Here is a 19,341-nt window from a genome sequence, read left to right as displayed (position 1 = left end):
CGGATCTTCCATTTTCATCATGCTGGTTTTGCTGGCAAAAGGATATTGAAGGTGGTTCCTTTATTTGGTTCACTTTCAACGAACACTTTTCCATTATGATTTTCAATAATTTTAAAACTGACCATTAATCCTAGGCCGTTTCCATTTTTCTTCGTTGTATAGAATGGTTCACCAAGCTGTTTTAGTTTTTCTTTTGGTATACCGACACCTGTGTCTTGGATTGAAATTTGAACTTTGTTATCCTGGATAATGGTTTTAACATGCAATTCGCCGCCGTTCGGCATGGCTTCGATACCATTTTTGATAAAATTTAAAAACACTTGCTTTAAGCGATTTTCGTCACATTCAATCTGGATAATTTCATGTGGGCAATCAAATGAAAGTTTCACATGCTTCTTTCTTGCTTCAAATTCAAGCAGTGATACCACGTTTTTAATCACTGGAACCACATTCTTTTCTTCTAGTTCCACCATCTTAGGTTTTGCCAATACCATGAAATCCTCAACAATTGTATTGACCCGTTCAATTTCGTCGAGAATGATATTGATAAATTCTAAGCGTTCAGGGTCTGTTTCATCTAATGTAAGGAACTCTGCATACCCTTTCATCGATGTAAGCGGATTTCGGATTTCATGCGCCACACCTGCTGCTAATTGTCCAACAGCAGCCAATTTATCTTGACGATGTAGGAATTCTTCTGTTTTCTTTCGTTCCGTAATATCATTACGAATCGCTACATATTGGTATGGCTTCCCATTTTCATTCAAGAAAGGAACAATCGTTGTATCTACCCAATAATATGTTCCATCCTTTGCTTTATTTCTTATTTCCCCCTTCCAGACTTTTCCTTCCCCAATTGTTTTCCATAGATCTTTGAAGAACAGCTTGGAATGGTGCCCAGAATTTAGGATGCTATGATCTTTTCCAATAATCTCTTCACGGCTGTATTTTGAAATTTCACAGAATTTATCATTTACACTTGTAATGATTCCTCTGGCGTCTGTAAATGCCACAATCGTAGATTCGTCAAGTGCAAAGCGAATGTCTATATTATCTTTCATAGATTCTTTTAAATGTTCTTCTGCTCTTTTCCGGTCAGAAATATCCGTTCGAATTGCCACATATTGATATGGCTTCCCATTCTCATTTAAAAAAGGAACAATGGTTGTATCCACCCAATAAAGTGTTCCATCTTTAGCACGGTTACATATTTCGCCTTTCCAAACCTCTCCCTGACCAATCGTCCGCCAGAGATCCTTGAAAAAATCCTTTGAATGGTAGCTAGAATTTAATATCCTGTGATCCTCGCCAAGTAATTCCTCACGACTGTATTTCGAAATTTCACAGAACTTATCATTCGCACTGGTAATCTTTCCCTTTTGGTCAGTAATGGCAATGATAGAAGATTGGTCGAGCGCAAATGTGATATCCCGTGTTTCTTTAATAGATTCCAACAGCGCCTTTTCCGCATTCTTTCGATTGGTAATGTCCGAGCGAATAGCAATATATTGTACCGGATTACCTTTTTTGTCTAAGAAAGGGACAATGGTAGTATCCACCCAATAAAAGGAGCCATCTTTTGCTTTATTTCTAATTTCTCCCCGCCATATCCTGCCGGATTGAATGGTTGACCACAATTCCTTAAAAAATTCTTTAGAGTGATATCCTGAATTTAACAAACGATGGTTTTCTCCGATAATTTCTTCCTTACCATATTTAGAGATTTCTTCGAATTTATCATTTACAAATAGAATCGTCCCTTTAGCATCTGTAATAGCTACAATTGTCGAAGCATCTAAAGCCGCTTTAATATCCTTCAAGTTTGTATCGGATTCGGCAAGCTGCTTACTAATCAACGTACTTGAAGCAATTAACCCACTTATAATTAATACTGTTACAAATAAAACTAAATATATTAAAAATGTCTCCTCATTGATTGATTCATTTAAGTTATTATTGGTTGAAATAATGGTTGAAGCTCTTTTTAAAAGAAAATGCCCTTCTGCTACTGCGCCTGAAATTATCAATGCACTAATTGGTTTTAACCAAGTTTGACTTCCTTTTGAGTAGGTTTTTGAAGAAAATAGGATCCATAAAGCAAATAAAAAAGAACCAAATATCAATAGTCCAGAAAATATAAAAAGCGGAACATTGTATTCGATCGTCAGGTTCATTGCATATATACTTATTATATGAATAGCAAATACGGCTGTCGTTAAGAATAAACTTCCTATAAATAAATGAATTCTTCTAATAACACTCCTAAACAAAGGAATGAAAGCCATCCCTGAAAAGGCAATCCCAATAACAATGGACAAAATCGTCAGGGGTATTTGGTAACTTGAAAAGCGGTTTATATCAGCCGCAATTAACCCAAGGAAATTCATTATCCATATGCCAACCCCCATTGCTAAAGAGCCGCCAAGAAATAAAAGCCTTTTATTATTCTTTGAATTTTTTATTAAAGTAAACATGTCTAAACCTGTATATGAAGCCATGATCGTTAATCCGACGGCGATAACAATTAAAAATGGATGAAATTCTGCTGATACTGTATCCATTTACAGCATCCCCCTCCTTATACCTAATCTCTTTCTACTTTGATTGTAAGGTAAACCATTACAGTAAGGAAGTGTTTTTGTTCACAAAATTGTTGAATTTATATTATTCTAACCAAATATACCTGTTTAAACATAAATAATATGGAACATGTGTGCACAAAATGAAAAAGCGGGATAAATGTATCATTTTTCAAAAAAATTAAATTATTTTTAAAAAAGGACTACACAAATCTAATTTTTTTGATTATACTGTACTACAACAGATGAAAAGTTAATAAACTGTATTAAAAAAGGAGGAGAACTTTAGGTGTTAATGAATCCAGTTGAATTTTTCCGTACCTTGCCAAAAAAGGAATGTCCAGAATGCGGGCAGCATATGGAAGAACAAGCAGAAAGCTACTTAATGGAATGTGACCGCTGTTTAGCAAAAAGAGAAGAATAGACAGAAAATATTTTTTTGTTCACGCTGTACTACAACAAAATAAAGGTTAATACACTGTATTAAAAAAGAGGAGGTTTTTTCAATGTTAATTAGTCCAGTTGAATTTTTCCGCACTTTGCCAAAAAAAGAATGCCCTCAATGTGGGCAGCATATGGAAGAACAAGCAGAAAGCTACTTAATGGAATGTGATCGCTGTCTGGCTAGTAAAGACGAATAGGAACAGTTACTACACTCCTCAGAATGGGGAGTTTTTTTATTGAAGATTAAGGAAGGAATAAACCTGCTCGAAGAAGCGAAAGCTTTTAAAAGGAGGTGTTTGTAATGGGTAAGGAATCTAGTCCTTCCAAGAAGAAACAAACATCCATACATGGAGGTATATATCCTAGTGAAAAATATGTTCCTGGAGAGTCTGTTGATCAACATAAGGAACTTGAGGACGCAAATATCATGATAACCGGTGATGAAATTCGCCAGCAGAATGAAAATTTGTAATTAAGGAAGGTAAATGGATATGGATATTGTTGATATTTCTAGTGCTAAGCCTGGAGACGAAGTGTTTGTAATCTATCGAAATCCACATGTACCAACTGTTGCGAATATCAAACCTGCAGAAATTGTCGCTCACCCGAAGGATCCTAATGCACTTGCATTGTTCCTAAACGAGACCTTTCATGTCATTGAAGATGATGATGCGCTCTTTCCTACTTCTGAATCAGTACAAAAGGCATTTGAGGGTCATTTCTTTGATTTTGGAGATGAATAAAAGACTGTCATTTATTTTGACAGTCTTTTTGAATACTTACTTCTTTATATTTTCGGAAGCTCTCTAATTTCTGTAGCCATTTCGTTACCACACATTGGGCAAAGCAAGTCGTCCGTTACAAAATCCTTTCTCATCCAGCCTATACAAGCATTATCCATACAAGAATAGATTTCAGTTTCAAGCAAAATTACTTCAACTTCTTCATCCTTAGCCCTTTTACCATAAAAAATGGGAACCGCCTCCTTTTTTTATAGTATGTACCAAAATTGTGGTTTTCATTGCTAAAAAAAAAACAATCTTTGCCATAAACATTATAAGGAAGGAATAATCTATATGAAAACGAACGAAAAAAAATTAACTGTGGTTGGAACTGATATTGAAGAAGTGAAGAGATTAAATAACCAGTCAGGCTTAAGTTATAATCAAGTAAAACAGCTGCTTGCAGAAAAATATGCAAATAAGAGGTAGCCTTCCGATTCGGAAGGCTTATTCTTTATTTATCGCTATGTTCAATAACGATTTCACCATCATGCCTTTTGGAAAGTATATTACTTTTCTTCCGATTCTCTTTCGACTCAAATACGATATCAAAATCATAATCAGCGGGGTAAAGTTCCTCAGCTGCGATATAAAGTTTTATTCTTTTATGATTAATGGCTATTTTTTCACCTTTTACTTGCACAATATAGTTTCCTAGCTGGTCAGGACCGCTATAAACAATGCCAAATTCATTTGTCGGTGAAATCATCACATTGTCCCCTTGGGTGTATGCAGTAATCTCCGCATGAGAATTATTGATTTTTTTTCTAACTTTGTATTTATTAACAATCACTTGTTTTTCTAATTCCTTCAGTTTCCAGCTATCCGTTTCCTTATTGGCATAGTTTTTGATTTCTTTATATGTTACTTGATGTGCTCTCTCAATGATTTTCGGATGAATCCCAAGTTTCAAGGCGATTGCAAATGCCTGACTCTCTCCTCCTCTGCCTATATTTAGCCGATAAGTCGGGCTGAGTGTCTCAAGATCAAATTCCATTGATCCGTTAATAAATCCCGGATGTTCTTCCGCAAACTCCTTTATTTCACTATAATGAGTCGTGGCTAAAAGCATTGCTCCTTTGTGAAAAAGCTGTTCTAATATCGCAGTTGCAAGACCCATTCCTTCTCCTGGATCGGTGCCGGAACCAAGCTCGTCAAGAAGCACTAAACTCTGGTCATTGGTATTCTTGAGGATATCAATAATGTTGACAATCCGTGAGCTAAACGTACTAAGATTCTCTGTAATGCTTTGACCATCACCAATATCCACTAGAATACGCTGAAATATACAAAGATTACTTTCTTCGGAAGCCGGGATATGGATACCGCACTGTACCATGAGTGTCAATAACCCTACCGTTTTAATACTTACTGTTTTACCACCTGTATTTGGACCAGTGATGACGAGTGCACTTTTCCCCTCCATCATCTCCAATGATAACGGAACGGCCTTTTCACCTAGGAGCGGGTGCTTTGCTTGTAACAACTTTATCTGCTGTTCATCATTAACCTTAACCTTAGCACCATTAATAGACCTGCTATATTTCGCCTTCGCAAACAAAAAATCATAATGGACCATGGTTTCGATAGCTATACGAATTTGCTGCTCTTTCTCTTCTACCAGCCCAGTTAAATAAGTCAGAACCTTTTGGACTTCAATATCCTCATCTGCTAGCAGCCACGTTAATTGTTCTTGATAAACAGCAATTTCTTCGGGTTCAATAAATAAGGTTGAACCTGAAGCAGACGTATCTAACACAGACCCTTTAATTTTATTACGGTATTCTTTCTTAATAGGAATCACATATCTTCCGTCTCTTTGGCTGACAACGCTCTCTTGTAGGTAGGATTTATATTTATTGGAGCGGATAAGCTGCATGGTTTTTTCTTTAAGCCGTTCCTCGTGAATAGCTATCTGTTTTCTGATTTTCAATAGCTCTTTGGCAGCATAATCATCTACCTTTCCATTGCGAATACAACGAATAATTTCCCCTGCAAGGTCGGGAAGCTCCTCAATCACTGCTACGTATGATGAAACTCTTGGAGCATAGTATTCTTTATCCTTCATAAACCGGCGCATTTTCCCACAACAATCTAAAAAATCATACAGTTTGGATAGCTGATCAGGACGCAGCGCAGTCCCTTTATTTAATTTTGATAAAATTTGTTCCATTCCGCCCAGCCCATGGACAGGTACACTCGAACTCTTTTTGAGTATCTCAACAGCTTCAGAAACTTCATCTAACCACGCTTCAATTTGTTTCAGATGGGTAGAGGGGACTAAGTTATAGATTTTTTCCTTCCCTTCATTTGTTAAAGCAAATTCTGCTATTTCCGCCTTAATTTCTTGTACTTCCAAAACCTTAAATGTATGGCTATTCAATGTTCTTCCCTCCAAATTAAAATAAAAATAGCCGCAATGAACAATGTCATTGCGGCTAAGCTAAATAAAACGAGTATTTTGCCCGTTTTTATATACAGTATTTATCCATAAAAAAACTGTCTACAGGATTGTACACAGCAGCACGGAAAAAATCATGTACGCTTGGTATGCCCATTGTTCTTAACTTTATTCCAATACCGTACTCAAATAAACCTTCATTCATATTTAGAAAAATGAACAAGGCTGCACAGGAATGAAAATATCCAATTGATTGGATTAGTTAAGAACGACACCTAACATACAACATACTCCCTTATTTAGAAAATATTTACTCTTTTAAAGAATACAATAATCAGAAACAAAAGTCAAAATGAATCCATTGCTTTCCTTTAGTATATGTAAAACGTTAAAAATGTTTAACAAAATTGACTTTTAATTGACTATTTCATTACTTGTTTACCACTTATTATTAGAGTAGGTCAAATAATTAGAACAGGTGGGAGATATGACTACGGATATTCAAACAGAGAACCTACTTACCAATGAATTAATCGAACTTTTACATTGTGCCGGTAGAATCATTGAAGTTAAAAAAGGATCATTTCTGTTTCAAGAAGGACAGCATGCTTCTGAAATGTACCTTATCCTTTCCGGACGGATACAAATATCTAAAATGAATGCCGAAGGCCAAGAGCTATATTTACGCTTATGTTCTCGGCATGACATTGTTGGGGAGTTGACACTCTTTACTGAGGATCCGCGTTATATTTTCAATGCTAGAGTAATGGAAGACGGGCATGTGGCGGGCATTCAGTTAGACATCCTCGAAAAAGCATTATTTCAAAACAGCAATCTCGGCTATCAGTTTATCAAGTGGATGAATGACCATATTAGGAGGACAATGACTAAATTCAGAGATTTAGTGCTCTTTGGAAAAAAAGGTGCTCTCTATTCTACCTTAATTCGACTTTCAAACAGTTATGGATTGAGCAAAGAGGATGGAATACATCTCACCGTGCCTATTACTACTCAGGATTTAGCTCATTTCTGTGGTACTGCAAGGGAAATCGTCAGTCGGATGCTGACTGAGTTGAAGAAGGAGAAGATTATTTCTATTGACCATAAAAAAATCATTATTCATAATCTCGATTTTCTTAAACGTGAAAATGATTGTGAAAACTGCCCAGTTTCCCATTGTACGATTGACTAGATCGCGCTTTTCCAGTATTAAGCTAGTTTGTTCACCAAATGTCCACATCTTTTTACAAAAAACTTCTTTATCTTTATAGGTAGGAGGGAGAAATTATGAAAAAAATCTATCTTATAAGTAGCTTGGCACTGTTCCTATTGATTACGGCTGGAATTTCTTTTTTTCTAATTCGGGATGCAAGTGCTGAAGTACCAGCTAATATCACTTTAGTGAACCAAAATGGAGAAACATTCAATTGTGGAGAAGATAAAAAACTAAAACTTGTGGAATTTATTTATACGAATTGTCCAGATATTTGTCCCACTACTACCCAAAAGATGGTGCAATTAAAGAGTGATTTAGAAAAGAGTAATGTTTTCGGTAAACAAATTGAGTTTGTTACGATTACCATTGACCCATACCGAGACACACCTGAAGTGTTACAAAAATATATGAATGCTTTCGAAATTCCTAATTCCGACAATTGGATTTTCCTAACGGGTGACCAGGAAAATATCAAAGCTGATCAAAAAAAGATTAGGGAGGTTGCAGAATCACTGAAGTTTCAATATAAAGACCCTGGTAATGGACAATTTGTTCATACATCCTTTACCTATTTGATTGATGGAAATAATAAATATATTTCTAAGTTCCCAATGGGAGAAGAGTTTGATAAGCAGGAAGTCTATGAAGAGATTATGGATGAAATTGAATAAGAGAATATAAAAAAAGCGGTTAGTCCTTGGGATTAATCGCTTTTTAATACCTATTTAATTCACGGAAGAAGGATACTTTTTTATTTGCTGTAGAGATAATAGGTAGTTGGACTTGGGTTTTGTTAAACTTGCTTTTATTCCCGCCTGTTTTAACTTATTTACGAGTTCAGTAAGTTGCTTTTTCGACATACTTCTCACCTACTTTATTCCTTCAATACTTCTTTAAATAATTCTACAACAAAAATATGAATAAAGTGTGAAAACTAGGAAAAAAAATTAGAAAAATTTTCTGCATTTTATTTTATATTCTCCTATGAAAATGTCCCATTCAACAAAGAATTCGCTCTTCATCTATTTTAATGGTATAATTAGTAGATATTTTGCTGTTGGAGGATATTATAGATGATAACTGTAAGTAACGTAAGTTTAAGATATGGTGACCGTAAGTTATTCGAAGACGTAAACATTAAATTTACTCCTGGAAATTGCTATGGTCTAATTGGCGCAAACGGCGCAGGAAAATCAACATTTTTAAAAATTCTTTCTGGAGAAATTGAATCTCAAACCGGAACTGTTCAACTTGGTCCAAACGAACGGATGGCAGTACTAAAACAGAACCATTTTGAATACGAAGAACACGAAGTTCTAAAGACTGTTATTATGGGACATGCAAGACTTTTTCAAGTAATGCAAGAAAAAGATGCCATTTATATGAAAGATCCCTTTACTGATGAAGATGGAATGAAAGCCGCAGAGCTTGAGGGTGAATTTGCTGAACTAAACGGTTGGGAAGCAGAGCCAGAAGCAGCTATTCTATTAAAAGGTCTTGGAATTGGTGAAGACTTACATTATAAAAAAATGGCTGAATTAACTGGTTCAGAAAAAGTAAAGGTTCTTCTTGCACAGGCTCTTTTTGGCAGACCTGATGTATTACTACTCGATGAGCCGACGAACCACTTAGATATTAAAGCTATTCAGTGGTTGGAAGAGTTCTTAATAAACTTTGAAAACACAGTCATTGTCGTATCCCATGACCGTCATTTCTTAAATAAAGTTTGTACCCATATCGCAGATTTAGACTTTGGAAAAATTCAAATTTATGTTGGTAACTATGATTTCTGGTATGAATCAAGTCAACTAGCTACAAGACTGACTTCTGATGCCAACAAAAAGAAGGAAGAGAAAATTAAAGAGCTTCAGGCTTTTATTGCTCGATTTAGTGCGAATGCTTCTAAGTCAAAGCAGGCTACTTCTCGGAAGAAGTTATTAGATAAAATTACACTAGACGACATTCGACCTTCATCCCGTCGTTATCCATTCGTAGGGTTTACACCTGAACGAGAAATTGGAAATGATTTATTAATGGTTGAAGGATTAACAAAAACAATTGATGGCGTAAAAGTCCTTAATAACGTAAGCTTTTTTATGAACAAAGGTGATAAAATTGCTCTTGTTGGACCGAATGAAGTTGCGAAAACAACTCTTTTCAAAATATTAATGGGTGAAATGGAAGCTGACAGCGGTACCTTCAAATGGGGAATTACCACTTCACAAGCTTATTTCCCTAAGGATAACTCCGAGTATTTTGAAAACAGCGAATTGAATCTGGTTGATTGGCTTCGCCAGTTCTCTCCAAAAGATGAAAGTGAGAGTTTCTTACGAGGTTTTCTTGGAAGAATGCTGTTTTCTGGTGAAGAAGTGCTTAAGAAATCAAGCGTCCTTTCAGGAGGAGAAAAAGTTCGTTGCATGCTCTCTAAGATGATGTTAAATGGGGCTAACGTTTTACTTCTTGATGAGCCAACAAACCACCTTGATTTGGAATCCATTACTGCATTAAACAATGGCTTGATAAACTTTAAAGGGTCCCTTATCTTTTCTTCACATGACCATCAGTTTATCCAAACCATTGCTAACCGGGTATTCGAATTAACTCCAAATGGATTAGTCGATAAACAAATGACTTACGATGAATATCTTGAAAATAGTGAAATTCAAAAACAAGTTGCAGAGATGTATAATCAATAAAGTAAAAGAAAAGCGGGCATTCGATGCCCGCTTTTCTTTGTTAGTCTTTCTTTTGTTTTCTGCGTGATGAAGAAGCTTCTCTTGTACCTGTCTCTGTTGTTGTTGTTCCCTGGCCTTCTACTTGTGGTGATGCTAAGCCAATAGTGGATGGATCCTTTTTACGCTTTCCCATTTTAACACCTCCTTTTTTAGTTTTTGAAGATAATCGTGAGTTATACAGAATAATTCACTGAAACCTTGGCATGATAATCTACAGGAGGAGGTGTTTTGTATGGCAAGAATTGGAGTAGAAGAATCCTTAACAGATGTTCTAGAAGCATTAAGGGAAAAGGGACATGATGTAGTTCAACTCAGACAGGAATCCGATGCACAAAATTGCGATTGCTGTGTTGTAACTGGCTTAGATTCAAATGTTATGGGAATGCAGGATACCTTTACAAAAGGTTCGGTTATTGAAGCTAACGGGATGAGTGCAGATGAAGTATGCCAACAGGTAGAAAGCAGACTTCAATAGGTACAAACAACATAGGACAATGATGAATTAATACTTAAAACTGCCGCCCAGGCAGTTTTTTTCTTATTCAATACTTTTAGGAAGAATATTCATTCTGTATAATAATAATAATAAACACTTTGATAGATCTTGAGAGGAAGTATTGAATGAAGAACCCTATTCTTGTTGGTTTGGCCATTTTTATATTAATTGCCCTATCGGCATGTTCAACCAAAGACTCCCAACAGTCAGAACCAGTAGAATTAACGATTTCTGCTGCAGCCAGCCTTAATGAAGCATTAATCGAAATCAAAAAGAATTTCGAAGCTGAAAATCCTCAGATAAAACTTTTATATAATATTGGTGGTTCTGGTGCATTGAAACAACAGATTCTCCAGGGAGCACCCGTTGATCTTTTCCTCTCTGCTGCAATAGATCCCTTTAACGAGCTAACTCAAAAAGGATTAATTGATAAACAAACTCAGGTAAATTTATTAGGTAACCAGCTAGTTTTGGTCACCAATAAAGAAACTCCTGCGAACATAAATGGATTTTCGGATTTAAAACCTAGCCAAATCAATAAAATTGCCATGGGTATACCAGAATCTGTTCCAGCCGGGAAATATGCAAAACAAACACTCGAAAATCTAGGTCTATGGGAACATCTGGAACCGATCGTTATTCAAACCAAGGATGTTAGGCAGGCTCTCACATATGTAGAAACAGGAAATGTTGATGCAGGTATTGTTTATATGACAGACGTATATGTATCTGATAAAGTAAAAGTTGTGGCAACTGCAGATGAACAAACCCATGATTCTATTATCTACCCTGCAGGGATAATAAAATCGTCAGCTAATAAAAAAGAGGCTGAATTACTTCTATCTTACCTACAAGGGAAACCAGCAAAAACTATTTTTGAAAAATATGGCTTTAAAGTATTGGATTGATGATTATGTTTACTAACGATTTTTGGTACCCCCTTTTATTCTCTCTTGAAGTAGCAGCAATATCAGTTATAATAGTGAGTTTTTTGGGCGTTTTTTTTGCGAGATTATTATATAACAAAAAATTTAAAGGGCATATGCTGCTAGAAACTTTCCTCATGCTCCCTATTGTTTTGCCGCCCACGGTAATAGGTTTTTTACTGATTTTCTTTTTTGGAAGAAATAGCCCAATTGGTGCTTTTATCGAAGATTTTTTTCAACATTCCATCATGTTTACTCCTTGGGCAGCCATTATCGCATCGACCACAGTTGCTTTTCCACTAATGTACCAAGCAGTAAAATTAGGCTTTCAATCCGTCGATAAAGATATTGAAGATGCAGCCGGTGTTGATGGTGGAAGCAGAATGAAGGTATTCTTATTCGTTTCCCTGCCATTGACACTTCCCTCGATTATCTCCGGACTGATTATGAGCTTTGCCCGGGCACTTGGTGAATTCGGAGCCACTTTAATGTTTGCTGGAAATATACCTGGAAAAACACAAACAGCACCAACTGCGATATATGTGGCAATGGAATCTGGTAACATGAGTTTAGCCTGGGCATTCGTTCTATCAATGGTAATCATTTCATTCCTTATGTTATTGCTTTCAAATATCATACAAAAAAAGCCATGAAGAACTGTTCTCTCCGTGGCTTTTTGCGGCTTATTGTTTTTTCATCAATCTTTTTCTAACTCCAATTAGCAGTCCGGCAAGTGCAAATACAATAATTCCATAAAAGATATTAATACTGCTCTGTTCACTTGATAGCAGCTTTTCCTTTTTTACCTTTATTTGCTTTGGTTCTTTTACTTCAAGTTTTATGGATTGTGAGACTTGACCGTTGTTTACTATTTCAAGAATTCCATGCTCTGTAATGTTTTCTTCAGAAGTATTGACGTGCTCCGTAATGAGAATATCATTTTTAGGATAATATTCTTTTTTATGAACGGTAAATCGCTCATTTTGTTTGATAATACGATGTTTAAAACTAGAAAAACCGTATTCAATTAGCTTTACAGTGTCGTTATACGAAACCTTACTACTATCCGCTTTTAAGACAATTGCAGTCAGCTTTACATTTTCATTTTCCGCTGTTGTTGCCAATGTATGCTTTGATTCATTTACAAAACCTGTTTTTCCGCCTGTAATACCATCTACAGGAATTTCGCCTTTTAAAAGGCGATGATGAGTGAGCAGTTTCGTTTCCCACGATTCACCACTCCATCCTAGCTCTATTGTTCCAAAAATCTCTGAAAATACGGGGTTCTTTTTTGCATAATTCGTTATTAAAGCTAAATCTAATGCCGTTGTATAATGATTTTCTTTAAATAATCCATTGGGATTGGTAAAATGGGTATCGCTAACACCGATCTTCTCAGCTAGATACTTATTGATATTGTCAGCAAACTGTTCAACCGATCCATCTATATGTTCTGCGATTGCTACAGCTGCGTCATTCCCTGAGTTAATTAACATTCCTTGGATCAACTTTTTTAAAGGCACCCTTTCCCCTTCAACTAAATAAACTCTAGTCCCTTCTTCCTTTACTGCTCTAGCACTTACTGTGACAACATCATCTATATTTCCATGTTCGATTGCATAAATGGCTGTCGCAATTTTCGTCAAACTAGCAGGATATAATCTTTCATTTCCATTCTTATTATATAAAATCGCACCCGTTTCTGAGTCTACTAGTACGGCAGCTTCACTTTTAATCCCTAGGGTAGTTTTTTTTGCTGCGTATACGTTAACTTGGTTTGATAAGATGAGCATTAAGATAATAAAAAATGAGACTAATTTAGACAATTTCAACATCCTTACTTTTTATTTATCATCTGATTTTATCAAAATATCTTAGGAAGTAAATATTTTCACAATAATTGTTAATCAACCGAAATGAGTTTGGCGTTATTCTGAAATAATTGCAATTAAATTCAGGTAGAAAACAAAGAACTAGCAATAGAAAAAATTTTAAAAAAGAGACAAGTTTCCCTCCCTTATCTGCATAAACATGAATTAGGACAAATTATTGGGGGGTTAATAATGAAATTTTTAGTTTTAAAGAAAGATACACTTATTTTCATTTTAGTAACAGCTTTCCTATTAGTAACCATTTCTGCTTGGTTTTTGTTAAAAGCAGGAGATACTACCGTATTTAATCAAACCTCGAATGAAGAGATCAGAGAAATTCATATGGTTACAGTAGAGTTTAACAGTACTACCAAAGATGGAAAGGAAATTGAAGTTTATCGCTGGGATCCAGGTACTATCCAACTAGATGCAGGAGAAAAAGTAAACCTATACATTAGTGGTGTTAATGGGGAAGAGCACCCATTCTATATTGAAGGTACAGACATCAAGGGTACTGTCAAAAAAGGTGAAGAAACAATGGTCCCTCTTCAAATTGATAAAGAGGGTACCTATCGTTTAATTTGTGAAGTTCATGGAGACAGAGACCATAATGGTCCAATGATTGCTGACATTATCGTCGATTAAAGCAGGAGATTTCTCTCCTGCTTTTTTCATTTCAAATAGAAGTTGTTTCATAGGTTTTCACTATTAAGATGTTGATATCATCGTGTTTTTCTTATATAACAGTTTGTGGATTTTCCTGAATAATTATAGTACAGATTTAAATCTGTTCATAAAATGTTCAAAAACAGCATGAAAAAAACCCTTAAAAACAAGACTTCACAATATGTTAACAATATCTGTGCTTTCTTTCACAAAAAACCTGTTACACTCTAGTTAAGAAATAACAGCAACACTGTTATATTAAATTTCCTACAAAATTACGAGGTGAAATTATAATGGAACAATGGAAAGGTTTTACTAAAGGAACATGGTCAAAAGAAGTTAACGTTCGTGATTTCATATTAAAAAACTATAATCAATACGAAGGTGACGATAGCTTCCTGGCAGGTGCAACTGACGCAACAAATAAGCTTTGGGAACAGGTAATGGAACTTACCAATCAGGAACGCGAAAAAGGCGGAGTCCTCGACATGGATACTGAGACAGTATCTACGATTACTTCTCACACTCCTGGTTACCTTAATGAAGAACTTGAAAAAGTTGTTGGAGTACAAACTGACAAGCCTTTTAATCGTTCTATGCAGCCTTTCGGTGGAATTCGGATGGCAAAAGCTGCTTTAGAATCTTATGGTTATGAATTAAATCCTGATATTGAAAGATTCTTCACAGAGTTCCGTAAGACTCACAACCAAGGTGTTTTCGATGCATATACAGATGAAATGATGCTGGCACGTAAAGCAGCAATTATCACCGGTCTTCCAGATGCCTACGGTCGCGGCCGTATTATCGGTGACTATCGTCGCGTTGCACTATATGGTGTGAATTTCTTAATCAAGCAAAAACAACAAGATCAAAAAAATACAAGCAAGGTAATGACTGAAGACAATATGCGTCTTCGTGAAGAAATTGCCGAGCAAATTCGTGCATTAAAAGAATTAAAAGAAATGGCAAACAGCCATGGCTTTGATATCTCGCAGCCGGCAACGACTGCTACTGAAGCATTCCAATGGTTATATTTCGGTTACTTAGCGGCTATCAAAGAACAAAACGGTGCTGCCATGAGTCTTGGACGTGTATCTACTTTCTTAGATATTTATGTAGAAAGAGACCTTTTAAATGGCTCTTTAACTGAAGAAGCAGCACAGGAATTAGTTGACCATTTTGTTATGAAGCTCCGTCTAGTAAAATTTGCTCGTACACCTGATTATAATGAATTATTCTCTGGTGACCCAACTTGGGTAACTGAGTCTATTGGCGGTATGGCGTCTGACGGTCGTTCATTAGTAACTAAGAACTCATTCCGTTTCCTTCATACATTAGATAACCTAGGTCCAGCTCCAGAACCAAACTTAACAGTACTATGGTCACCACAGCTGCCTGAAAACTTTAAAAAATATTGTGCAAAAATGTCAATCAAAACAAGCTCTATCCAATATGAAAATGATGATATCATGCGTCCAGAATACGGCGATGATTATGGTATTGCTTGCTGTGTATCCGCTATGGAAATTGGTAAACAAATGCAGTTCTTCGGTGCTCGTGCGAACCTTGCAAAAGCACTTCTCTACTCCATCAACGGTGGTGTGGACGAAAAATTAAAAATTCAAGTGGGTCCACAATACCAGCCTATTACTGCTGACGTATTAAATTATGAAGAAGTTATGCAAAAGTTTGATCAAATGATGGAATGGCTTGCAGGGCTTTATATCAACACCTTAAATGTCATTCACTATATGCATGATAAGTATAGCTATGAAAGAATTGAAATGGCCCTACATGACTCACAAATCTTACGTACAATGGCAACAGGTATTGCTGGATTGAGCGTTGTAGCAGACTCTTTAAGTGCAATTAAATATGGTGAAGTGAAAGTAATTCGTGATAAAAATGGTCTTGCTGTCGATTTCGAAATTACTGGCGACTACCCTAAATACGGAAATAATGATGACCGTGTTGACAGTATTGCGGTTGAAATCGTTGAAACATTTATGAAAAAGTTACGTAAACACCAAACCTACCGTAATTCTGTTCATACTATGTCAATCTTGACGATTACTTCAAACGTCGTTTATGGTAAGAAGACTGGTAACACACCAGATGGACGCCGTGCTGGTGAACCATTCGCACCAGGTGCAAACCCAATGCATGGCCGTGACACAAAAGGTACACTTGCATCTCTATCTTCTGTTGCTAAACTGCCTTACAGCTCAGCAATGGATGGAATTTCAAATACTTTCTCTATCGTTCCTAAAGCATTAGGTAAAGAAGAGGAAAGCCAGGTCCGTAACTTAGTATCAATTTTAGATGGATATGCGGTTAAAACTGGTCACCATCTGAATGTTAACGTATTTAATAAAGAAACATTAATGGATGCAATGGAACATCCAGAATTATATCCACAATTAACTATACGTGTATCTGGATATGCGGTTAACTTTATCAAATTAACAAAAGAACAGCAGTTAGACGTTATTAACCGTACTTTCCACGAATCACTGTAAAACTATACATTGGAGTTCCTTACTAAGGAGCTCCTGCTTTAAAAATAAAGGAGGATCATCATCATGAACGGAAATATTCATTCTATTGAAACATTAGGAACAGTCGACGGACCAGGCATACGCTATGTTGTATTTACACAAGGCTGCCTATTACGCTGCCAATTTTGCCATAACGCTGATACGTGGGAAATCGGCAGCGGCAAACAGATGACGGTTTCCGAAATCATGGATGATCTCATGTCCTACCTTCCCTTCCTCCAATCATCTGGTGGAGGAATCACTGTCAGCGGCGGTGAACCACTTTTACAAGTACCGTTCCTTACTGAATTGTTTAAGGAATGTAAAAAGAAAGGGATTCATACTACCATTGATTCTTCTGGGGGCTGTTTCTCACACTCTAAACTGTTTCTTGAACAGCTAGAAGAGTTATTACAATATACGGATTTAATTTTACTTGATTTAAAGCATATTAATCGCAAAAAGCATATTCAATTAACCGGTATGGCAAATGATCATATTCTTGAATTTGCTAAATTCTTGTCTGACCGAAAAGTACCAGTTTGGGTACGACATGTCCTTGTCCCTACTGTTTCTGATGATCCTGAAGACCTTCAAAAACTTGGAGAATTTATTGGAACACTTGAAAATGTACAAAAGGTCGAAATTCTTCCCTACCACAAGCTTGGTGTTTATAAATGGGAAGCCTTGGGGCTTGAGTACCCATTAAACCATGTTGAGCCACCTTCCGAAGTGAAAGTGGAATATGCTTATAAAATGATTACTGCACACTGGAACAAACCTTCCTTGGCAAAATAAAAAGAATGCTGTCTTTATGGGCAGCATTCTTTCTTGTTAGCCTGATATTGCCACAAAGACTTTTTCCAGCAGGATTCAATTGCTTCTTTGGTCCTTCTCTATTATACTCATATCATTAACAGCAAAAAGCGAGGTGATTATTTTTGTACCAACTGCTCATTGATTTTACAGATGCAAACGCGTTAGAAACCATTTATTTAAGTTTATACTTCGGGGTCATCATCAAATTACTCTGGGCATGGAATGTGGAATATTGCTTTATGGGATCCATAAGCGAGCCTGCACATACAAAAATAAATCACCCATTGTCTTTTTATAAGAAAAAAGGCTCTGTAAATAGAAATATTATTCTAACTCGTATTTTTAAATATATTCGTAGAAAAGAAAGTTCACAGGACGATTCAGAAGAACCTATTTCCTCCATCCTATTTCAATTTAAAACAACTTAAACAATCTTAGGAGGAAATATGAAAATCAAACGTTCTTTACCAATTTTATTACTTTTAGCACTTACTACAGTGCTCCTATCAGCCTGTTCTGGAGCAAACGGAAAAGGTGATGGGTTTTTCAATACCTATTTTGTTGAACCATTTGCTGTTTCTATTCATTTTTTAGCTGAATTTTTCAATGGAAGCTATGGTTTATCGATTATTCTTATTACACTCATCATTAGACTTATCTTAATGCCGTTTATGCTAAAACAATATAGAAATCAAATGAATATGAAAGAGAAAATGGATGTTATGAAGCCAGAAATGGACGCCATCCAAAAGAAAATGAAAGAAGAAAAGGATCCAAAAAAGAAACAAGAAATGCAGCAGGAATTAATGGGTCTTTATTCGAAGCATGGTGTAAATCCATTAAATATGGGATGTTTGCCTCTCTTGATTCAAATGCCGATTTTAACGGGCTTTTATTACGCGATTCGTGGCTCAGAAGAGATTGCTAGCCACCGTTTCCTTTGGTTTAGTCTTGGAGACCCTGATATCATCATTACTCTCATTGCGGGTGTGATTTATTATTTTCAATTTAAAGTTTCCCAGTCTAGTATGCCATCTGCTCAGCAACAGCAAATGAAATATATGGGACTGATGTCTCCAATCATGATCGTAATGTTTTCTTTTAATTCACCTGCAGCGCTGCCGCTTTATTGGGCAGTAGGCGGTACGTTTTTAATTCTACAAACCTGGCTAAGCAGAAAGCTGTATCAAAAAGTAAAAAATACAGAAATAAATGCTAGTACTAATTAATAAGAGTAAAAAGAAGCATTGGAGCCCAATGCTTCTTTTTACTCTAAACCAAGTTTCCTTGCTAATTCTTTCTTTACGATTCTCCACTCGTCTTGAAGAATACTAAAGAAGACAGTATCACGAACATATCCACCCGATATTTTTCGATCCTTCCTTAGCGTTCCTTCTTTTACTGCTCCAATTCGCTCAATCGCTTGTTGTGATCGAAAATTACGGGAATCTGTTTTAAGTTGAATGCGCCTTAACTGCCAACTTTCAAATGCATGCCTTAGCAGCAGGTATTTACATTCAGTGTTTACTCTTGTTCTCCAAACATCAGGGTGATACCATGTTGAACCAATTTCTAAACTTTTATGTTCTTGTGAAATATCAAGGTAACGAGTACTTCCGATAATTCGATTGTCCTGATTTATCACAACAAAGGTGTAGTCTGTACCCTTTTCTCTCTTCTGGATTGCCGAGACAATCATCTGTTCCATCTCTTCTCTACTTCTTACTGTGGTAGCCATATAGGTCCAAATTTCATCAGGTTTAGCAGCTTCCCATAGTCCCTCAAGATGATCTAAGCTAATTGGAACTAATCTGACACCTTCCCCTTCTAACTCAAAAAGCTCATTCCACAACTTCATATCCCCATTCC

At 36.2% G+C, this 19,341-nt stretch carries 22 protein-coding genes; 16 read left to right on the top strand and 6 right to left on the bottom strand.

The window, feature by feature from the left end; all coding sequences use genetic code 11:
• Positions 1-17: 17 nt before the first annotated feature.
• Positions 18-2,561, bottom strand: a complete 2,544-nt coding sequence (locus ABC255_RS11170) for a PAS domain S-box protein (protein WP_412993501.1) — start codon at positions 2,559-2,561, stop codon at positions 18-20.
• 307 nt (positions 2,562-2,868) lie between these two features.
• Between ABC255_RS11170 and yhfH (ABC255_RS11165) the strand changes: the two genes are divergently transcribed.
• From yhfH (ABC255_RS11165) to ABC255_RS11150, 4 genes are all read left to right on the top strand, one after another.
• Positions 2,869-3,003 (top strand): protein YhfH, encoded by a 135-nt coding sequence (gene yhfH / locus ABC255_RS11165; protein ID WP_082799471.1) that lies wholly within the window; start codon positions 2,869-2,871, stop codon positions 3,001-3,003.
• Positions 3,004-3,085: 82 nt separating this feature from the next.
• Positions 3,086-3,220, top strand: a complete 135-nt coding sequence (gene yhfH, locus ABC255_RS11160) for a protein YhfH (RefSeq protein ID WP_412993499.1) — start codon at positions 3,086-3,088, stop codon at positions 3,218-3,220.
• 104 nt (positions 3,221-3,324) lie between these two features.
• Positions 3,325-3,495 carry a hypothetical protein gene (locus tag ABC255_RS11155; protein WP_412993498.1) on the top strand — a complete coding sequence of 57 codons (171 nt, stop codon included), beginning with the start codon at positions 3,325-3,327 and terminating at the stop codon, positions 3,493-3,495.
• Between the two features lie 19 nt (positions 3,496-3,514).
• The gene (locus tag ABC255_RS11150) at positions 3,515-3,766 is read left to right on the top strand and encodes a transcriptional regulator SplA domain-containing protein (RefSeq protein WP_412993497.1); all 252 of its coding nucleotides are present in this window, start codon (positions 3,515-3,517) and stop codon (positions 3,764-3,766) included.
• Between the two features lie 44 nt (positions 3,767-3,810).
• Here the strand turns inward: ABC255_RS11150 and ABC255_RS11145 are convergent, their stop codons facing one another.
• A complete protein-coding gene (locus tag ABC255_RS11145; RefSeq protein WP_412998537.1) occupies positions 3,811-3,996 on the bottom strand; it encodes a cold-inducible protein YdjO-related protein in 186 nt (61 codons plus the stop codon).
• Between the two features lie 103 nt (positions 3,997-4,099).
• Between ABC255_RS11145 and ABC255_RS11140 the strand changes: the two genes are divergently transcribed.
• Entirely contained in the window at positions 4,100-4,234 is a 135-nt protein-coding gene (locus ABC255_RS11140) for a hypothetical protein (RefSeq protein WP_335533787.1), read from the top strand.
• A 25-nt stretch (positions 4,235-4,259) separates the two neighbouring features.
• Here ABC255_RS11140 and ABC255_RS11135 read toward each other — a convergent pair whose 3' ends face one another.
• On the bottom strand, positions 4,260-6,188 hold the full coding sequence (locus ABC255_RS11135; RefSeq protein ID WP_412993494.1) for an endonuclease MutS2: 1,929 nt from the start codon (positions 6,186-6,188) through the stop codon (positions 4,260-4,262).
• A gap of 505 nt (positions 6,189-6,693) precedes the next feature.
• Between ABC255_RS11135 and ABC255_RS11130 the strand changes: the two genes are divergently transcribed.
• From ABC255_RS11130 to ABC255_RS11120, 3 genes are all read left to right on the top strand, one after another.
• Positions 6,694-7,398 (top strand): Crp/Fnr family transcriptional regulator, encoded by a 705-nt coding sequence (locus tag ABC255_RS11130; RefSeq protein WP_412993492.1) that lies wholly within the window; start codon positions 6,694-6,696, stop codon positions 7,396-7,398.
• A 95-nt stretch (positions 7,399-7,493) separates the two neighbouring features.
• The gene (locus ABC255_RS11125; protein WP_412993490.1) at positions 7,494-8,093 is read left to right on the top strand and encodes an SCO family protein; all 600 of its coding nucleotides are present in this window, start codon (positions 7,494-7,496) and stop codon (positions 8,091-8,093) included.
• 402 nt (positions 8,094-8,495) lie between these two features.
• On the top strand, positions 8,496-10,118 hold the full coding sequence (locus ABC255_RS11120) for an ABC-F family ATP-binding cassette domain-containing protein (protein WP_412993488.1): 1,623 nt from the start codon (positions 8,496-8,498) through the stop codon (positions 10,116-10,118).
• Positions 10,119-10,158: 40 nt separating this feature from the next.
• On the opposite strand, the gene ABC255_RS11115 is transcribed toward ABC255_RS11120, so the two are convergent.
• Complete coding sequence (locus tag ABC255_RS11115) at positions 10,159-10,290, bottom strand: YuzL family protein (RefSeq protein WP_133367054.1); 132 nt, start codon at positions 10,288-10,290, stop codon at positions 10,159-10,161.
• Between the two features lie 99 nt (positions 10,291-10,389).
• Between ABC255_RS11115 and ABC255_RS11110 the strand changes: the two genes are divergently transcribed.
• The 3 genes from ABC255_RS11110 to modB all read left to right on the top strand — a co-directional run bounded on the left by ABC255_RS11110 (position 10,390) and on the right by modB (position 12,232).
• Positions 10,390-10,632 carry a YkuS family protein gene (locus ABC255_RS11110; RefSeq protein ID WP_179596072.1) on the top strand — a complete coding sequence of 81 codons (243 nt, stop codon included), beginning with the start codon at positions 10,390-10,392 and terminating at the stop codon, positions 10,630-10,632.
• Positions 10,633-10,778: 146 nt separating this feature from the next.
• A complete protein-coding gene (gene modA, locus ABC255_RS11105; protein ID WP_412993485.1) occupies positions 10,779-11,561 on the top strand; it encodes a molybdate ABC transporter substrate-binding protein in 783 nt (260 codons plus the stop codon).
• A gap of 5 nt (positions 11,562-11,566) precedes the next feature.
• Positions 11,567-12,232, top strand: coding sequence for a molybdate ABC transporter permease subunit (modB, locus tag ABC255_RS11100; protein WP_412993483.1), 666 nt, complete (start codon positions 11,567-11,569; stop codon positions 12,230-12,232).
• A gap of 30 nt (positions 12,233-12,262) precedes the next feature.
• Here modB and ABC255_RS11095 read toward each other — a convergent pair whose 3' ends face one another.
• A complete protein-coding gene (locus ABC255_RS11095) occupies positions 12,263-13,405 on the bottom strand; it encodes a D-alanyl-D-alanine carboxypeptidase family protein (RefSeq protein WP_412993481.1) in 1,143 nt (380 codons plus the stop codon).
• A gap of 237 nt (positions 13,406-13,642) precedes the next feature.
• Between ABC255_RS11095 and ABC255_RS11090 the strand changes: the two genes are divergently transcribed.
• The 5 genes from ABC255_RS11090 to yidC all read left to right on the top strand — a co-directional run bounded on the left by ABC255_RS11090 (position 13,643) and on the right by yidC (position 18,701).
• Entirely contained in the window at positions 13,643-14,095 is a 453-nt protein-coding gene (locus tag ABC255_RS11090; RefSeq protein ID WP_412993479.1) for a cupredoxin domain-containing protein, read from the top strand.
• Between the two features lie 314 nt (positions 14,096-14,409).
• Positions 14,410-16,635 (top strand): formate C-acetyltransferase, encoded by a 2,226-nt coding sequence (gene pflB / locus ABC255_RS11085; RefSeq protein WP_412993477.1) that lies wholly within the window; start codon positions 14,410-14,412, stop codon positions 16,633-16,635.
• Positions 16,636-16,698: 63 nt separating this feature from the next.
• Positions 16,699-17,451, top strand: coding sequence for a pyruvate formate-lyase-activating protein (gene pflA, locus ABC255_RS11080; protein ID WP_412993476.1), 753 nt, complete (start codon positions 16,699-16,701; stop codon positions 17,449-17,451).
• A gap of 143 nt (positions 17,452-17,594) precedes the next feature.
• Positions 17,595-17,900: a hypothetical protein gene (locus tag ABC255_RS11075; protein ID WP_335536468.1), complete on the top strand. Its 306-nt coding sequence runs from the start codon at positions 17,595-17,597 to the stop codon at positions 17,898-17,900.
• Between the two features lie 18 nt (positions 17,901-17,918).
• Positions 17,919-18,701, top strand: a complete 783-nt coding sequence (yidC, locus tag ABC255_RS11070) for a membrane protein insertase YidC (RefSeq protein WP_412993474.1) — start codon at positions 17,919-17,921, stop codon at positions 18,699-18,701.
• Positions 18,702-18,739: 38 nt separating this feature from the next.
• On the opposite strand, the gene ABC255_RS11065 is transcribed toward yidC, so the two are convergent.
• Complete coding sequence (locus ABC255_RS11065; RefSeq protein WP_412993473.1) at positions 18,740-19,330, bottom strand: GNAT family N-acetyltransferase; 591 nt, start codon at positions 19,328-19,330, stop codon at positions 18,740-18,742.
• Positions 19,331-19,341 lie beyond the last annotated feature (11 nt).

It is taken from the genome of Neobacillus canaveralius (assembly GCF_047237705.1).
Taxonomy (GTDB): domain Bacteria; phylum Bacillota; class Bacilli; order Bacillales; family Cytobacillaceae; genus Neobacillus; species Neobacillus niacini_K.
The sequence above is the reverse complement of the archived record's forward strand: the minus strand, read 5'-3'. Positions and strand labels throughout refer to the sequence as shown.

Coding starts and splice junctions, on each gene's coding strand:
- ABC255_RS11170 (WP_412993501.1), bottom strand. CDS start 2,561: ATGGATACAGTATCAGCAGAATTTCATCCATTTTTAATTGTTATCGCC.
- yhfH (WP_412993499.1), top strand. CDS start 3,086: ATGTTAATTAGTCCAGTTGAATTTTTCCGCACTTTGCCAAAAAAAGAA.
- ABC255_RS11155 (WP_412993498.1), top strand. CDS start 3,325: ATGGGTAAGGAATCTAGTCCTTCCAAGAAGAAACAAACATCCATACAT.
- ABC255_RS11150 (WP_412993497.1), top strand. CDS start 3,515: ATGGATATTGTTGATATTTCTAGTGCTAAGCCTGGAGACGAAGTGTTT.
- ABC255_RS11140 (WP_335533787.1), top strand. CDS start 4,100: ATGAAAACGAACGAAAAAAAATTAACTGTGGTTGGAACTGATATTGAA.
- ABC255_RS11130 (WP_412993492.1), top strand. CDS start 6,694: ATGACTACGGATATTCAAACAGAGAACCTACTTACCAATGAATTAATC.
- ABC255_RS11125 (WP_412993490.1), top strand. CDS start 7,494: ATGAAAAAAATCTATCTTATAAGTAGCTTGGCACTGTTCCTATTGATT.
- ABC255_RS11120 (WP_412993488.1), top strand. CDS start 8,496: ATGATAACTGTAAGTAACGTAAGTTTAAGATATGGTGACCGTAAGTTA.
- ABC255_RS11115 (WP_133367054.1), bottom strand. CDS start 10,290: ATGGGAAAGCGTAAAAAGGATCCATCCACTATTGGCTTAGCATCACCA.
- ABC255_RS11110 (WP_179596072.1), top strand. CDS start 10,390: ATGGCAAGAATTGGAGTAGAAGAATCCTTAACAGATGTTCTAGAAGCA.
- modA (WP_412993485.1), top strand. CDS start 10,779: ATGAAGAACCCTATTCTTGTTGGTTTGGCCATTTTTATATTAATTGCC.
- modB (WP_412993483.1), top strand. CDS start 11,567: ATGTTTACTAACGATTTTTGGTACCCCCTTTTATTCTCTCTTGAAGTA.
- ABC255_RS11090 (WP_412993479.1), top strand. CDS start 13,643: ATGAAATTTTTAGTTTTAAAGAAAGATACACTTATTTTCATTTTAGTA.
- pflB (WP_412993477.1), top strand. CDS start 14,410: ATGGAACAATGGAAAGGTTTTACTAAAGGAACATGGTCAAAAGAAGTT.
- pflA (WP_412993476.1), top strand. CDS start 16,699: ATGAACGGAAATATTCATTCTATTGAAACATTAGGAACAGTCGACGGA.
- yidC (WP_412993474.1), top strand. CDS start 17,919: ATGAAAATCAAACGTTCTTTACCAATTTTATTACTTTTAGCACTTACT.
- ABC255_RS11065 (WP_412993473.1), bottom strand. CDS start 19,330: ATGAAGTTGTGGAATGAGCTTTTTGAGTTAGAAGGGGAAGGTGTCAGA.